We start from the raw sequence: 13763 nt of genomic DNA, 5'->3' as shown, positions 1-13763 counted from the left end.
CGGAGCGAGGCAATCCATTGCCGAGCTCGCGGCGGCATGGATTGCTTCGTCGCTCCAGCGCAAGATTGCTCTGCAATTTTGTCGCGAGCTCCTCGCAATGACGGCGGAGGAAACTATCAGCTCTCCGCCTTGATTTTTTCGGCGGCTTTCGGCGCGAAATAGGTGAGGATGCCGTCGGCGCCGGCGCGCTTGAAGCCGACCAGGCTCTCCATCATCGCGCGCTCGCCGTCGATCCAGCCGTTGGCGGCGGCGCCCGCGATCATCGCGTACTCGCCGGACACCTGGTACACGAAGGTCGGCATCGCGAAATGGTCCTTCACGCGGCGGACGATGTCGAGATAGGGCATGCCCGGCTTCACCATCACCATGTCGGCGCCCTCGGCGATGTCGAGCTCGACCTCGCGCAGCGCCTCGTCGGAATTGGCGCTGTCCATCTGGTAGGTACGCTTGTCGCCGGTCAGCGTCTTGGCCGAGCCGATCGCGTCGCGGAACGGGCCGTAGAAGGCGGAGGCGTATTTCGCCGCATAGGACATGATCTGCACGTCGCCGAAGCCGTTGTCGTCGAGCGCCTCGCGGATCGCGCCGATCCGGCCGTCCATCATGTCCGACGGCGCGATCACGTCGCAGCCGGCCTCGGCCTGGGTCAGCGCCTGCTTCACCAGCACCGCGACGGTCTCGTCGTTGAGGATCTTGCCACCCTCGATCAGCCCGTCATGGCCGTGGCTGGTGAACGGATCGAGCGCGACGTCGCACAGCACGCCGATGTCGGGAAACTCCTTCTTGATCGCGCGCACCGCCTGGCAGACCAGATTGTCGGGGTTGAGCGCCTCCGAGCCCTGCTCGTCGCGCAGCGACGGCTCGGTGAACGGGAACAGCGCGATGCAGGGAATGTTGAGCTTTGCCGCGCGCTCGGCGTCGCGGACGATCTGGTCGACGGTGAGCCGGTCGACGCCGGGCATCGAGGCCACCGGCGTGCGGGCGTTGTGGCCATCGACCACGAACATCGGCCAGATCAGATCGTCAGTGGTCAGCACGTTCTCGCGCACCAGGCGGCGGGCCCATTCCGACTTGCGATTGCGCCGCATCCGGATCGTGAGATCGAGCGAGGGGGAGGCGAGGGCATCCGTCTGGCGCCGTGGCGTATCGCGCAGTTCGATCGGGCGCCCGAATTTGATCGCCATGTCTTCTTCTCCTCGACGGACGGCTGGTCTGGACCTGATAAGGTCTGGACCTGATATAAGTCCAGTTCTAGCACCTGTCAGGGGCGCCGTCATTGCGCCGCTATTGCATCCTTGGCGCCCTTGATTTGCCGCAACGGCAATTGATTTTGCGTCCCCGGCGGGCCAAGACTGCGCCCATAAACCCCATTTTGCAGCCGCTATGCGGCGATTCGGATGTCTGACACCTCTGCACGCGATCAGGCGCGGGACAATGCCATCTCGGTGAGCGCGATCTCGTCCGACCGGATCGAGCCGGACGACAATGCGTGGACGCGGCGCCTCGTCATCTTCCTGCGCATCATGGCCGTCGTCTCGGTTGCCAAGGGTCTCTATCACTGGGCCCAGGTGACCGGCTTCGTCGGCGGCGAGGAGGAGGCCTTCGAGAACCAGTCGATGGCCTGGCAGACCGCCACGATCTATTTCGCCGTCATCGAACTCGTCGCCGCCGTCGGGCTCTGGCTCGCGACGCCGTGGGGCGCCGTGGTGTGGCTGACCACCGTGGTGTCGATGGCGGTCATCGAGCTGATGTTTCCCGGCATCTATGGCGGCAGTCTCACCGTGGTCGGGCTCGAGGCGCTGATGCTCGCCGCCTATCTCGCGCTGGCCTGGATGTCGGCGCGTGAACGCCCGCCATAGGCCGGCGTGCGGCGATGGCCTGATGCACTGTTGCCCCGTGGCGACAGCGCCATGAATAGCTGGCCGCGGCCGGCAAAATTTGGCAGCCGTGCGCGCAACGAGAAGACAGCATTGCTGGTTCTGATAGGTGGGTTCCGACAGATCGCATCCGTTTGAGACACCCCCTTCCGGGACCGTCTCTGCGGGACCTGCCGTCGGGACCCATTTCACCGGATCTCGGCGCGTGTGCCGGCCGGCTTTGCGCGGGCCGACGGCGGAACCGGTCTGGCCCCCGCAACAGGTCGTCACCGCTTGCGCCCACCGCGTGCACGTCCCGCCGACACTCCGATAAAATTTTCAAAGAATTTTCCGGTAACCGATCGGTCACCGTAAAGGGTTCCCTCATACCCGTTACGCCACCGTTTCGAATTCAGACGATGCTGTTTCCGAATGTGACAGGGCAGGCAGACGAAGCGTGAACAAGGCTCTGCCACCGTCAATGAAAAGTTGCGAAAAGCCTTTGATCCATGGGCTTAATCCACGATTCACTGTCTTAAATTCATGATCTCTTTATTCTCTTATTTAAGCGGATATTCAAACGGCCCCCTTACGTTGGACCTATCAGGCGGGACACAAGTTTCGTCGAATAAAGTCGATAAAAACGACAAACAGGGGAAGTGTCATGATGAAAGCCGTTGCGACAACGGCGGCGGATGCCGCTGATCGCGCTACCGGTCAAGCTCCGGTGCAGCCGCTCTATCTCGAAGCCCTGACTTTGGTGGAGCGGCTGCATCGCCGCCTCCTCGACGTCATCAAGGACGAATTCGATCGTCGTGGCCGCGCCGACATCAACTCGGTGCAGGCGCTGCTCCTGTACAACATCGGCGACAAGGAACTGACCGCCGGCGAGCTGCGCACCCGCGGCTACTATCTCGGCTCCAACGTCTCCTACAATCTGAAGAAGCTCGTTGAGCTCGGCTTCCTCGATCATCAGCGCTCGCGCGTCGATCGCCGCTCGGTCCGCATCCGGCTGACCCCGCAGGGCCAGGAAGTCCGCAAGATCGTCGATGCGCTCTATCAGAAGCACGTCAAGACGGTGGAGCAGGTCGGCGGCATCTCGAACGAGGAGTTCGCGAGCCTCAACAAGTCGCTGCATCGCCTCGAGCGCTTCTGGACCGACCAGATCCTGTATCGCCTCTGAGCCTTCCCGTTTTCGCCTGATGGCCAAGCCGGCCGCTCGAGAAGACCGGCAGCCTTGCTCCAGTCCAGCCTTGCTCCAGTCAACGCATCGGTCATGCCCGGCCGGTGCGTTTTTTCATGCTGCACCTGCGAAAATAAATGGCCCCGGCGAGGAACCAAGGCATTCCCTGCGGCTTATCCCTTAGCCAACGGAGAGGCAGGGATATGTTGCTCGAACGCGGGATTGAGGTGCTGAACGTCGAGGTCGTCGGTGACGCCTACGCGATCGCCTCGAACTATCTGCGCAAATCCGGAGCCATTCCCGACAATTTCGCCACCAATGAGCGCCTGCTCGGCATCATCGTGAAGCTGTTCCAGCGCGGTGAGATGAACCGCCTCCGCCTCGCCAACAAGGCGATCGCGAAGTTCGAGGCCGAGACGCTGGTGGTCGCCTGAGCGTCAACCCGGAGACTTCAATGGAAGCCGCGATCGATCGGATCATGCAGACGTATGATCTGCTGCTCAACCGCACGCCCGCTGCAAGCGACGAAGCGCGCGCGAAGGTGACAGAGTACGTGCAGACGCTGTTCGACGCCGGCGAGCGCGATCCGCATCGGTTGACGGTGTGCGGGCTGACCTATCTGCGCCAGCTCGACGGCAGCACCGACCATGTCAAGGCTGGGTATACCGGGCTGTAAGGCAGCCTGGTTTCGCAGTCTGATTCAACTGTCAAACAGCTGTTGTCATCACCCGCGCGAAAGCGGGTGATCCAGTATTCCAGAGGCCGCGGTGATTGAGCCGAGAGGCCGCGGCGTACTGGATCGCCAACCTGGCTATGACGGTGCGGGTTCCTCACACACGATCGTCGTCCTGGCTTTCGCCAGGACGACACTGAGTTTGTCGCCCCTCAAAACTGGAATGGAGCAACCGAAACCGCCAGCTTTCCGTCGCTTGATTTCTGCACGGTGAATTCGACTTCCTTGGAAGCCTTGATGTCGCCGAGGGAAACCGAGATGCCGCCGCTACACTGCAATGTTCGCTTGTCCTCGCTGGCCGACGTCGTGACGATCTTTTCACCGAGGAGATATTGCGGCTTTGAGTTTTCCGCGGTGGGCTTCGCCGTCGATTCCCTGGCGGCGAAATTGACAAGCGGATTGCGGTGATCGTTGGAGATGGTCTGGAGCACGGCCTTCCTGGTTTCGATTGAATCGCACTCGAGTTGATCGCCGCAGCCACCCAGAACAACCAGAACCGGAAAACCCAGGAACCAAAGCAGTCGTGACGGCATGCCAATTGACTTCGGTGGGATGGATGGTTTCCGACAACCGACCCAACGGAGCATGGTTCCTGCGCTCGCTCTCGGCGCGGCCGCTCCAGCTGCGGCCCGCGATCCTGCCTGCGCACCAGCCGGCCACTATCCGAAGGGAACGCTGATCTTTCCACTCCGTTGGTCCTCGATTGCTTGCGAGGAGCCAATCATGCGCACAACTGTCCCATTCGCTATCTTGGCGTTCGTCCTGGCGTTCGGCTTTGCAGGGCTGGCAAATGTGAGCCCGGCCAGCGCCCGGGATTATCCCTGGTGCGTGCAGGGGCGCGGCGTCGGCTATCCCGGCGATTGCATGTACCGCACCCGCGCCCAGTGTCTCGCGTCAGCTTCCGGAAGGAACGTGACCTGCGGCATCAATCCTCGCGCGGCATTTGGTCAGCAGCGGCGGGGATATCGCGATCGTTATTGATTTCTCGAGCGACCGGGAAGAAGGCGGCCAATTGAGACAGCTCGTCGCGGCGCATGCCGTCGATCATCACGCCGAAGTCCCTAAACTCCGGGGAATTTCTCGCTACTCACTCGGATAGTAAAAATACGCTCGGCTTCGCGCCTGACGTCGAGCACCCACTCGTCGCCAGGGCAAAGACTTTCTTCGGCGTCGCGCATCAACGATCGCGCCTCTTCCCATGCCGCTGCATCATCCCTCAATGGAACTCCATCCCGGCCGTCGTAGGGACGAGCGCCCGATATCACGAAATAATAGGTCGCCATGTTCGCCAACCGGAGGTTTGTCCGATCGTTCCTACGCATCTTCGTGCCGGCCGACGTGACTCTCACCGAAGCCGCCGAGCTCGACGATCTTTTCAATGTCGCCCAGCGTCACGACCCGGTCCTGAATATCGAGAATGTTCTTGGCGCGGAACGATTGAAGCGTGCGGTTGACGTGCACGGTGCTGAGGCCGAGTGCCTCAGCGAGCTTTACCTGGGTGATAGGGAAACTGAACTGATCGTCTGCGGCAAGACCCACCGCCGCGAGACGCTGGCGGATTTCCGCGATCAAATAGGCCAACCGGCTGGCGGCCGACTGCGTTCCGAGGCTGACGATCCATTGCCGGAATCGGGCCGCATCCAGCAGCGTCTCATGCCAAAGGGCTTTCGCAACCGCCGCCCTCCGATCGATGACTTCCTGTAGCGCAGCATGATCAATGAAGCCGACGCGCGCCCGCGAGAGGCTCGTAAGGTCATGGTCGATCGTCTTGAAAAACAGCCCGTGCAGATCCGGCATTTCGCCTGCAATATGGAAAGATAAAATCTGCCGCTTGCCGTTGTCGGTGACTTTCGAACGATATGAAAAGCCGCTGAGTATGACGGTGCATTGGCTGACGACATCACCTTCGCGCTGGATGCACGTTTCCGCGGGCAGTTCTCTCACATGCGAGACGATCGACCTCAGGGCGGCTGTGTCTTCCTCCGATAGGTCGGAGTGAAGACGCAGCTTCCGGATCATCATATCGATGGGCATCATTTCCTCGCAGTCATTTGACGTCACGAGTCGCCCGGCCAGAGCTGGACCACCTCCGGGGCCCGGACGATGTGAGCCGCAAGCTCGGGTGTGTTGGACAAAGCTGCACCTTCGGCACTCCTCACAGGGCGGGAGCGCAACGCAACGTTCTCATCACCCGGTATCTGCCTCGAACCGAGCGGTGTTGGTTGATGATGGCTCTGGTCACGCTAGCGCGCCACTCAAACATTTCTATTGGTCGATGGAACTTTTTTCAATTGAAGTTTCGCAGCCGGCGAACGATCAAGCTTGCGTATCGGGAAACATCGGACCGCGGCAAAAAGCACGGCATCCTTGCCATTGCGCTGCGTTTGGCCGGCAATGGCGGGCACCTCGCGAGCGATATTGATTGTCCTCCCCGACCGGCGTGTGAAGGGACAGGGAAGGGCGCACCCAGCGCAGACCTTCAACCGTCAGCGGCCCTTTTTGCGCCAAGGAACGAACGAGAACCGCGAGAGTCGATTTTCAGCTCCCGGCCCATTGCCCCCAAAGCCCCGGGAGTAACGATCCCCGGTGCTGTGAACCTCCGGCGCCGGGGGGCGTTGGTTGGGCCGATGTTCGGCAGCGTGCCGGCGATATGGTTCGGTCCATGACGGAATAGCGGCGGGATGAAAAAGCGCCGCGCCGTCCATGGCGGTTATCAGAGCGACGCTCGGGTCTATCGCTCACCCTGTTGTCCGTAGAGGATGAGCAGCCGCTCTTGCGCGAGACCGGCTTAACGTAGCGCGAGACCGACCGGAAGCTCGGGCACTGAGGCTTCAGTCAGCGCGGCTGTCGATCATCAGAGCGGGGGCGCGGAGCGTGGCAAGACACCGATAGCACAACGCCGCCCGCTTGAAATGCATGCGAGCGGCGATGGCTCTAGCCCCAGGATGGGTGATGCAAAATCCTGACGACAATTGGTCTGCTGGCGGGTCCAAGAGTTTCGTAGCCACGAAGAGGTACCTCAATTTCGTAAGCGCCTATACCGGACGGAGTGGCGGCAAATGTCGGGTCCAGGTTAGGATTGAGCACCAAGTTGCTCCGGCCTCAGCCTGTACCCCCTCGCTGGGGCCGTTTTTTGAGCCGGCCTTTTTGAAACCCATACTGTGCTATGGATAGGTGTGGCCTTTCTGAGCAACGCGCACAGCCAACGGCGTGCGAGGAAGATCCCCAAACTCGGACGAGTCGTAGTCTCGGCCTTCAGGTGTCACGATGTGGATGTCGTAACAGTGCGATCGCGAGAGCTCTTTTGCCTTCCGCAAAGCTGCCTCGGCCGTGCCGCGACGGTGCACGATCTCTCCAAACCTGCACCTAGCCTTTACGGTGAAGCTCATATTTCTTCTTTTTCTTGTTTCGCTTGACGACCTCGGCCTGAGCCCGGAAGGCCTGGGCGAGGTTCTTCATTTGCTCGGCCGCGAACTCGTCAGCCGTCCGCACCGCCGCCTGCTCGGCGGTCTTGGCCTGCTTCTTCAGGTCCTTGGCGATGCCCATGTCCATTAACTTCCACGCCGTACCGGCAGTTCCATCCGTTTGATCGCACGATCGCGATCGACGAACTCTCAGTTCGGCTGAACGAATGAGAGACGTCGAAAAATGGCGCCTATTCATTCCCATTGACGCGAAGCTGGCGGGAACTTTTCACGCTTCCCGAGCTTTTTGATTTTGCTTTCGGGGCAGCCAAACGTCAGCGTTGGAGAGAGGAGCCATGAAGCGACGACGCCGTGTTAAGCAGATTTTCCCCCTTGAGGAACGCCTTGCCCATGAAGCCAGACGGCTACGCCAACGGGCCAAGAACCTTCCTCCCTGTCGGGAGCGAGAGACCCTGCTGAGGAAGGCGCGGCACGACGAAACCACCGCCAATTTGACGGCATGGCTACTGTCCCAAGGTCCGCGGGCACGCATCTAGCAGGCTGTTGAAGAACTCAGCCGCGTTCGCAAACGAAGGCTGAATCGTCGCCGTTGTGGATGTAGAAGTGGCCGACGAGCCTGTCTGCAGTGCCGACCATAGCCCATCCGCGACCGCAGGACGGATCGTTCTCATCGTGCCCTTCCCATGAGAACTCCGCGCACGCCGATCCGTCGCGGGTGCCGTAGCGCACGTCCAGGAACCCCTTGAGAGCCCCAAAGGCGATTTCGCCATCGGACTTGCCCTGGAAGGTGAGATGCGCCTCCTCGACAAGATCGAGGAAGTCGCTATCCCAGACGTCCATCTCGACGATGCGCCAGCGGCCTGCAAAGGCCTTGGCGAGACCGGGCACCTTGGCCATCAGCCGGTCTCCGCGATCAGCTTGGGCAGCCGCACCAGATTGTAGGCGGTGGCAGCGAAGGTAAAGGCCCATGCGACCCGATCACGGCCACGGAAGCGGGTCTTCTCTTGCCCCGCGATCGTCTTGATCCAGCCGAATGCCTCCTCGATCCGCTTGCGGATGCGCTGGCTGACCGCATAGCCGCCGTGCCGGGTTGTTCGCCCGTCAATCGTAGAGCGGCGGCCGCTGGTGTTCTGTGTCACATGCGGCGTCACGTTCATCGAGCGCAGTTCGTTGACGAAGTCTTCCACGTCGTAGGCTTTGTCGGCGCCAAGCGTGATCGCTGTCGGCCGGTCAGCACGAGGCTCGATCATGTGCAGCGCGGCCACCCGCTCGGCATGCCCATCGGCCTGCGTCAGGCAGGCATCGACCAGCAGACCGTGGCGGTTCTCCATCAGCCCGTGCCCGATGAAGCACAGCTTCGTCTCCTTGCCTTTGCCCTTGCGATACAGCCTGGCGTCTGGATCGGTGGTCGAAGCATGGGTGTCATTCGAGCGTTTCTGGCCGTGGAAGTCCGCATCAGCATTGCGGCCGCCTTGCGCCGGCGGCTCGCCGGAGCCGTCCTTCGGCTTGACACTCTTCATCGAGGCCCAGGCCTCGATCAGCGTGCCATCGACCGAGAAGTGATCACTCGACAGCAGCTTCTTCACCCTGGGCTGCGCCAGCACCGCCGCCAGGAACTTCGCCGCGATGTCGCCTTCCAGCAGCCGGTCGCGGTTCTTCGAGAACACCGAATGGTCCCAGGCTGCGTCATCGACGCCGATGCCGACGAACCAGCGGAACAGCAGGTCGTATTCCAGCCGCTCCATCAGAAGCCGCTCCGAGCGGATCGAATAAAACGCCTGCAACAGCATCGCCCGCAGCAGCTTCTCCGGCGGGATCGACGGCCTCCCAATCGGCGAATAGAGCGCGGCAAACTCGCGCTCCAGCTCTGACAGCGCCTCGTTCACAATCCTCCGGATCGCTCGCAGCGGATGATCACGCCGTACCCGTGCCTCCAGGTCGACGTAGCTGAACAACTCGCCCGTTCGATTATCGCCACCGCGCACGCCCCGTCTCCGAATCTCGTCGGAGCCAATGAATCACGCTCGCCGGTTGGCGGCGAGTACCTTTTTCAACAGCCTGCTAGGAGGATGCTCAATGCATACAAACCACCACCATATCGACGGTGTGGAGATTGCCTTTGTAGGCGCCGCGACCGTGTCGCTTGTGGCCTTCATCGCCTCCATGGCCTGGCTTTTGATAGGGTGAAATTCGAACGAGGGCGCTCCATCGAGACCCTCATTCGGGACAAATCGGCGGCACCTTTCTCTTCCTGCAAGGCAAAGGTGCCCGCTTCGCTTAAGCGATGTCTTGCTTGCGCTAGGGATGCAGAAGCGAAAGCAGGCGTTGCCGGCTCTGCTCCCGCTCGAGTTGATTTTTGCGCATCACTTCGAGCTCGGCTTGAACCTTGGTGGCGTCTTCGTTCAGCCGTTTCAATTCAATCAGCAGTGCCTCCTGTTCCGCGAGCCGCCGTTCGCCTTCGACCACGTCGAGTTCAATCTGCCTCAGCTCGTCCATGATAGCGTCTTTGTACATCTTGGGCGCTGCGCCGCTAACGTCCTCGTTCCTCCAACAACTTGCGAATGCCGCTGGTTCCTGGCGATCCTCGACGGGTGCTCGGGCTTGGAGGATTGTCGTATCGTATCGCTCTTAAGGTGCGCGCCGTGCTGCATATCCTCGGCGGCGGGGGAATATCACGAGCGACATTGATCTCCCGCCGCCGTGATCGCCTCACGCCGCGCGGGCCGATTGATCGGAATTACCAAGCAGGCGGCCTAGTATCCGGCGTTCTTCCTCGATCCTCCGTCGATAGCGCTCGCGCTCTTGTTCGGAGGTCGCGGTGTCCAGCAGGAATTGATAGTGACCGATGACTTTTTCGCTGCCTCTTATGAGCAGCTGTTGCAGCCCATTCATGGCTTGATCTCCTCGCAAGCTGCGCGATCGAGCGGGGAGGGAAGTGGCGGAATGTCGGCCGCGACGTCTTCCATCGCGGCAACTTCTTCGCACATCCGTCTTTCGATAAAAGCGCGTTCGAGGTCGGAGAGCTGGGTCTGCAGCAATCGCCGATATCGATGAATATTGTTGCGATGAGCGCGCAACTGTTCGAGCCGGTGGTCGAACAGCTCTGAGCTCCGCTGCCTGGCCTCCTGGCCAAATCTTGACCGCCAGCGTCCTTCGAGCCGGTCGATGACCTGCTTCGGTAGTCTGATGTCTGTCATCTCGCTCTCCCTATGCAGCCAGACAGCGGTTGACGGAGCGCAGGCGGGCAGGCCGTCCGCCTGGCGGCTGGGGTGGATCGTCGTCGAGCGCAAGAAGTGCTTCGAGGATCTCGCTGACGGGAACGGGTGATTTGAGCGGGGTGGGCGCGCGCAAGGCGGGATTGGACGCCACAGCGCCGGCGTCCGAAGCCCAGGATGCCAGGATGGCTCGCTTCTCGGCGACGCTCAGGCGAGGATCCCGCACTACATCGTGCGGGGTCTCATATTCGTGGTGGTCGCGAATTGGCCGGTTAAAGCCAACAACGTTATGAGCAGGCGCGGTCGTCGGCCGCATGGTTGCCTCCGTTCTAGGGACGAGTTGCTGTTGAGACGAAGCCGCTCCGTTGGTCGGGCGCGGCTTCGCCGGTTCGATCAGGCGGCGACGCTTTCCAGCTGTCGGGGCGCCATGTTCGATGCCGCATTGATCGCGATGCGTCGCGGCTTCATCGCCTCCGGCACTTCGCGCGCCAGCTCGATCCTGAGAAGTCCGTTATCGAACGCCGCGCTCTTGACCTCGACGTAGTCGGCCAGGCTGAACTGGCGCTTGAATCTGCGCGTCGAGATGCCCTGATAGATGTATTCGCGCTCGACCTTTTCGACCTTGACGCCTTCGACAGTCAGAACGTTCTGCTCCGCCGTGACGGAAATTTCGTCCGGCGCAAAGCCGGCGATCGCGAGCACGATCTGATAGCGGTCTTCGGACAGCCGTTCGATGTTGTAGGGTGGGTAGTGATCTTCGCCGGCCCGGTGGGCTGCTTCGGCGAGATCAAAGAGCCGGTCAAATCCGATGGTCGACCGGAACAGGGGAGAGAAGTCGTATGTGCGCATAGCCAAATCCTCCATAGAGCAAGATGGATATGAAACGGCACCGGACACGACCGGTGCCCGTCTGGCCTGGACCCGAACGGCGACCAGGCACCAGCCTCCGCGATGGGGGCTGGCGCGAAAAAAATAAAAATCGGAGATGCCGTGTCAAGAAGCCGGCCGAAGAATTTTTGCGGTGAATCCATCCTCTTCGTTGTGGCGGGTGTTGCTTGCAAGACACCGCCGCGGAAATTCGGACGCCGATTCACATAAGCTAATGCCGGAACCGCGCCGCTATTGATCGATCAGACTGCCTGCCTCCAGCAGCAACTCGGCCCGGATCAGGCGACCGGCCCCGGCACTGGCCTCCAGGCCCCCAAAGGTGCTGGGGCCGTATCGTTGTTTCGCGCGCTTCGTGATCCGTTCCAGACACCGCAGCCATCCCCTGAATGATGTGTCGCCGCGTCCGGGCGGGCAGCGTCCCAAACCTGACGACCCATTGCCTGAAGAGGGCCGCATCCAACAGCGTCTCCCGCCAGAGCGCCCTGTCGATTGCCGGCCGCGTGTCGATAATTTGCTCAAGCGCAGCATGATCAATGAATCCATGCGGGCTTGTGACAGGCTCGTCAGCATGACGGCACACTGGATAATCGCGTCGCCGTCACGATGGATGATGGTGTCTGCGGGCATTTCCCTCACGCGAGAAACGATCGACCGCAGCGTCGTTGTATCCGCCCCCGACAGCTCGCAATGGAGACGCACCTTGCGGATCATCATATCAATGGGCATGAGATCCTCGGTTGGTCGTCTCGCGCGACGAACCGCGAAGGTGCCGATGCGGAATGGCCAGATCCCTTCCAGCGCAACTCCTCGATCGAAAATGTGGATGGCATTGTGCAATGGTCAGCGCTCCTCAAGCGGCGGGAGCGCGACCGCGTTCTCGTCACCGACAACTGCCTCGGTCCGAGCGGTGATCATCAAGGCCCGGCTTCGACCGAGGCGACAGCAAAATCTCTTGGGGATTTGGCGCAGCCGTGAGAACCGGACTGGTGCGGGACGAACTGCAGTCCGCTCCACGAGCGGCGTTCCGCCCGCATTGAACCGTCTGCTCGCCAGCGCTACTGATGGCGGCTACGGTCGAATTTCGCGCCAAGGGTGGACTCGACTAGGTCTCGCAATTTCGAAGTCATACTTCGCTTATTTCGGGGGATGAGAGTTGCAAAGCAGGTCATCGGCATCGCGGTCCGAAGAGGACGAACAAAATTTATTGCGGTTGCTAAGGGAGACCAGGCTGAGTCAACGTGAGATAGCTCACATGATGGGGCGTACGGAGGCGGCGGTGAGTTCTCGGTTGGCGATCATCCGAAAGCGGCAACGCGCAGCTGGCAGGTGACGCCGCTACGGTTTCGAACTGGATACGCTGATTGCCCCCTCGACTTCGTCGGCGAGCGCCCGATGGTGAGCCGCAAGCTTGGCAAAAAGCGCCTTCTTGGTGGGATCGGTCGCGAGCTTGCTGATGAGTTCGCACTCCTCGGCCTCGATGCGAAGTTTCTCCAGATACGCGCGCATGTCCTGCATCGCAGGTCTCCCGGGAACTCGGGGAACAAGACACGATCTGTCGGCTACCGCAAGGGGGGCGTCTTGCATCGCAGCAAAGTTTGAACTTCTGGTCCCTGGCGGGGCGAGGCTGCGCGGTGGGTTGGAACGAATGTTCACTTCTGCACTTAAGACTCCGGTTGAGAGGTTTAAGTCAGTGACTACGCATCACCAAGAAGAGCTATCAGCGCCACAAATCCAACAGCGCGGGCTCCGCTGCCCCACCTGCGCAGCCTTTCTCCGGCTTATTCAGTCGATGCTGGATACCAGCAAAGGCAAGACCGTTCGTCTTTATCAGTGCAACTGCGGTGAACGCATCTGGGAGGACTAGCGGCGCCATTTTCCCGCCTGCGCTAACGTGAGTCTCCTCAGTACATCCCATCCCGCTGATTGATTTCGAAGGGGTCCTGTCTGCTCTCAGCGAGCAGACAGGACTTCGGTATTACTTGTTTTCCGGCTTCCAGGTCGTGCTGGCGCGATCGTATTTGAAACCAGGCGCGGCCTTCAGGCTGTCCTTGGTCTCGTCGAGCGTGAGCCACCATTTGTCGTCTTTCTTTTGAGACTTGACGGCCGTGAATGGCACGATCACGTCCTTCTCGCCGGCGCCGAGAAAGCCGCCGACACCGACGACGAGACCGGTCACCTTGCCAGACTTGTCGACAAGCACGTCGTCGATCGTCCCGATCTTGGATTCCTTCGGGTCGTAGACGTTCTGCTTGTAGTAGTTGGTGATGGTCGAACTGTCCGCCGGCGCGGCGGGCATGGTGGTTGCCGCATGCGCGGCAGTAGCGAACGCTGCAGCCATGATGCAGCCGATAGCCAACTTCTTCATAAGAGGTCTCCTTGCCTTCAGTGCATATGGCCAATCAGGTAGATGCCGCCACCGATCACGATGATCGCCGGCACAGCCCAGAGAATGATGACCGGCATGCG

General features: G+C 60.9%; 20 protein-coding genes. 5 read left to right on the top strand and 15 right to left on the bottom strand.

The genetic code is table 11. The annotated features are described in order from the left end of the window. Positions 1-116: 116 nt before the first annotated feature. On the bottom strand, positions 117-1181 hold the full coding sequence (gene hemB, locus ACE10X_RS24350; RefSeq protein ID WP_038385395.1) for a porphobilinogen synthase: 1065 nt from the start codon (positions 1179-1181) through the stop codon (positions 117-119). Positions 1182-1394: 213 nt separating this feature from the next. On the opposite strand from hemB, the gene ACE10X_RS24345 reads away from it, so the two are divergent. The 4 genes from ACE10X_RS24345 to ACE10X_RS24330 all read left to right on the top strand — a co-directional run bounded on the left by ACE10X_RS24345 (position 1395) and on the right by ACE10X_RS24330 (position 3712). Further along, positions 1395-1856 (top strand): DUF6163 family protein, encoded by a 462-nt coding sequence (locus ACE10X_RS24345; protein WP_016845013.1) that lies wholly within the window; start codon positions 1395-1397, stop codon positions 1854-1856. Positions 1857-2517: 661 nt separating this feature from the next. Continuing rightward, positions 2518-3036, top strand: a complete 519-nt coding sequence (gene ldtR, locus ACE10X_RS24340; RefSeq protein WP_018271925.1) for a transcriptional regulator LdtR — start codon at positions 2518-2520, stop codon at positions 3034-3036. A 203-nt stretch (positions 3037-3239) separates the two neighbouring features. After that, positions 3240-3470 carry a hypothetical protein gene (locus tag ACE10X_RS24335; RefSeq protein ID WP_016845011.1) on the top strand — a complete coding sequence of 77 codons (231 nt, stop codon included), beginning with the start codon at positions 3240-3242 and terminating at the stop codon, positions 3468-3470. Between the two features lie 20 nt (positions 3471-3490). After that, a complete protein-coding gene (locus ACE10X_RS24330; protein WP_016845010.1) occupies positions 3491-3712 on the top strand; it encodes a hypothetical protein in 222 nt (73 codons plus the stop codon). Positions 3713-3921: 209 nt separating this feature from the next. Here the strand turns inward: ACE10X_RS24330 and ACE10X_RS24325 are convergent, their stop codons facing one another. Next, positions 3922-4302 (bottom strand): hypothetical protein, encoded by a 381-nt coding sequence (locus ACE10X_RS24325; RefSeq protein WP_375762976.1) that lies wholly within the window; start codon positions 4300-4302, stop codon positions 3922-3924. A gap of 190 nt (positions 4303-4492) precedes the next feature. On the opposite strand from ACE10X_RS24325, the gene ACE10X_RS24320 reads away from it, so the two are divergent. After that, positions 4493-4750, top strand: a complete 258-nt coding sequence (locus ACE10X_RS24320) for a DUF3551 domain-containing protein (RefSeq protein ID WP_080583381.1) — start codon at positions 4493-4495, stop codon at positions 4748-4750. Here the strand turns inward: ACE10X_RS24320 and ACE10X_RS24315 are convergent. From ACE10X_RS24315 to ACE10X_RS24255, 13 genes are all read right to left on the bottom strand, one after another. Continuing rightward, entirely contained in the window at positions 4695-4820 is a 126-nt protein-coding gene (locus tag ACE10X_RS24315) for a hypothetical protein (protein WP_375764676.1), read from the bottom strand. The genes ACE10X_RS24320 and ACE10X_RS24315 overlap by 56 nt on opposite strands. A 10-nt stretch (positions 4821-4830) precedes the next feature. After that, positions 4831-5052, bottom strand: a complete 222-nt coding sequence (locus tag ACE10X_RS24310; protein ID WP_157788006.1) for a DUF6894 family protein — start codon at positions 5050-5052, stop codon at positions 4831-4833. Positions 5053-5083: 31 nt separating this feature from the next. Continuing rightward, positions 5084-5806, bottom strand: a complete 723-nt coding sequence (locus ACE10X_RS24305) for a Crp/Fnr family transcriptional regulator (protein WP_038385397.1) — start codon at positions 5804-5806, stop codon at positions 5084-5086. 1329 nt (positions 5807-7135) lie between these two features. Continuing rightward, the gene (locus ACE10X_RS24300; RefSeq protein WP_375762975.1) at positions 7136-7315 is read right to left on the bottom strand and encodes a hypothetical protein; all 180 of its coding nucleotides are present in this window, start codon (positions 7313-7315) and stop codon (positions 7136-7138) included. Between the two features lie 431 nt (positions 7316-7746). After that, the gene (locus ACE10X_RS24295; RefSeq protein WP_016848197.1) at positions 7747-8091 is read right to left on the bottom strand and encodes a hypothetical protein; all 345 of its coding nucleotides are present in this window, start codon (positions 8089-8091) and stop codon (positions 7747-7749) included. Then, positions 8091-9179, bottom strand: coding sequence for an IS5 family transposase (locus ACE10X_RS24290; protein ID WP_026192311.1), 1089 nt, complete (start codon positions 9177-9179; stop codon positions 8091-8093). Before ACE10X_RS24290 ends, ACE10X_RS24295 begins: the two co-directional genes overlap by 1 nt. A gap of 313 nt (positions 9180-9492) precedes the next feature. Further along, the gene (locus tag ACE10X_RS24285; protein ID WP_244435828.1) at positions 9493-9690 is read right to left on the bottom strand and encodes a hypothetical protein; all 198 of its coding nucleotides are present in this window, start codon (positions 9688-9690) and stop codon (positions 9493-9495) included. Positions 9691-9903: 213 nt separating this feature from the next. Then, the gene (locus ACE10X_RS24280) at positions 9904-10086 is read right to left on the bottom strand and encodes a hypothetical protein (RefSeq protein WP_038385399.1); all 183 of its coding nucleotides are present in this window, start codon (positions 10084-10086) and stop codon (positions 9904-9906) included. Beyond that, a complete protein-coding gene (locus ACE10X_RS24275; RefSeq protein WP_244435830.1) occupies positions 10083-10484 on the bottom strand; it encodes a hypothetical protein in 402 nt (133 codons plus the stop codon). The genes ACE10X_RS24280 and ACE10X_RS24275 overlap by 4 nt, the downstream gene beginning before the upstream one ends. Before the next feature lie 318 nt (positions 10485-10802). Continuing rightward, positions 10803-11258, bottom strand: coding sequence for an Hsp20 family protein (locus ACE10X_RS24270; RefSeq protein WP_038385400.1), 456 nt, complete (start codon positions 11256-11258; stop codon positions 10803-10805). A gap of 270 nt (positions 11259-11528) precedes the next feature. Next, a complete protein-coding gene (locus tag ACE10X_RS24265) occupies positions 11529-12134 on the bottom strand; it encodes a hypothetical protein (protein ID WP_157788007.1) in 606 nt (201 codons plus the stop codon). A gap of 498 nt (positions 12135-12632) precedes the next feature. Beyond that, positions 12633-12812, bottom strand: a complete 180-nt coding sequence (locus tag ACE10X_RS24260; protein WP_038385402.1) for a hypothetical protein — start codon at positions 12810-12812, stop codon at positions 12633-12635. A 460-nt stretch (positions 12813-13272) separates the two neighbouring features. Next, entirely contained in the window at positions 13273-13662 is a 390-nt protein-coding gene (locus ACE10X_RS24255; RefSeq protein ID WP_028340955.1) for a PRC-barrel domain-containing protein, read from the bottom strand. Positions 13663-13763 lie beyond the last annotated feature (101 nt).

Origin of the sequence: Bradyrhizobium sp. Pha-3 (assembly GCF_042258325.1) — a bacterium.
Classification (GTDB): Bacteria; Pseudomonadota; Alphaproteobacteria; order Rhizobiales; family Xanthobacteraceae; genus Bradyrhizobium; species Bradyrhizobium elkanii.
Note: the sequence above shows the minus strand (reverse complement) of the source record. Positions and strands in the feature narration are given on the sequence as shown.

What these genes read in the sequence shown, in the direction of transcription:
- ACE10X_RS24280 (WP_038385399.1), bottom strand. Translation starts at nt 10,086, where the DNA reads ATGAATGGGCTGCAACAGCTGCTCATAAGAGGCAGCGAAAAAGTCATC.
- ACE10X_RS24255 (WP_028340955.1), bottom strand. Translation starts at nt 13,662, where the DNA reads ATGAAGAAGTTGGCTATCGGCTGCATCATGGCTGCAGCGTTCGCTACT.
- ACE10X_RS24325 (WP_375762976.1), bottom strand. Translation starts at nt 4,302, where the DNA reads ATGCCGTCACGACTGCTTTGGTTCCTGGGTTTTCCGGTTCTGGTTGTT.
- ACE10X_RS24285 (WP_244435828.1), bottom strand. Translation starts at nt 9,690, where the DNA reads ATGGACGAGCTGAGGCAGATTGAACTCGACGTGGTCGAAGGCGAACGG.
- ACE10X_RS24260 (WP_038385402.1), bottom strand. Translation starts at nt 12,812, where the DNA reads ATGCAGGACATGCGCGCGTATCTGGAGAAACTTCGCATCGAGGCCGAG.
- ACE10X_RS24330 (WP_016845010.1), top strand. Translation starts at nt 3,491, where the DNA reads ATGGAAGCCGCGATCGATCGGATCATGCAGACGTATGATCTGCTGCTC.
- ACE10X_RS24300 (WP_375762975.1), bottom strand. Translation starts at nt 7,315, where the DNA reads ATGGGCATCGCCAAGGACCTGAAGAAGCAGGCCAAGACCGCCGAGCAG.
- ldtR (WP_018271925.1), top strand. Translation starts at nt 2,518, where the DNA reads ATGATGAAAGCCGTTGCGACAACGGCGGCGGATGCCGCTGATCGCGCT.
- ACE10X_RS24335 (WP_016845011.1), top strand. Translation starts at nt 3,240, where the DNA reads ATGTTGCTCGAACGCGGGATTGAGGTGCTGAACGTCGAGGTCGTCGGT.
- ACE10X_RS24320 (WP_080583381.1), top strand. Translation starts at nt 4,493, where the DNA reads ATGCGCACAACTGTCCCATTCGCTATCTTGGCGTTCGTCCTGGCGTTC.
- ACE10X_RS24345 (WP_016845013.1), top strand. Translation starts at nt 1,395, where the DNA reads ATGTCTGACACCTCTGCACGCGATCAGGCGCGGGACAATGCCATCTCG.
- ACE10X_RS24310 (WP_157788006.1), bottom strand. Translation starts at nt 5,052, where the DNA reads ATGGCGACCTATTATTTCGTGATATCGGGCGCTCGTCCCTACGACGGC.
- ACE10X_RS24295 (WP_016848197.1), bottom strand. Translation starts at nt 8,091, where the DNA reads ATGGCCAAGGTGCCCGGTCTCGCCAAGGCCTTTGCAGGCCGCTGGCGC.
- ACE10X_RS24270 (WP_038385400.1), bottom strand. Translation starts at nt 11,258, where the DNA reads ATGCGCACATACGACTTCTCTCCCCTGTTCCGGTCGACCATCGGATTT.
- ACE10X_RS24305 (WP_038385397.1), bottom strand. Translation starts at nt 5,806, where the DNA reads ATGATGCCCATCGATATGATGATCCGGAAGCTGCGTCTTCACTCCGAC.
- hemB (WP_038385395.1), bottom strand. Translation starts at nt 1,181, where the DNA reads ATGGCGATCAAATTCGGGCGCCCGATCGAACTGCGCGATACGCCACGG.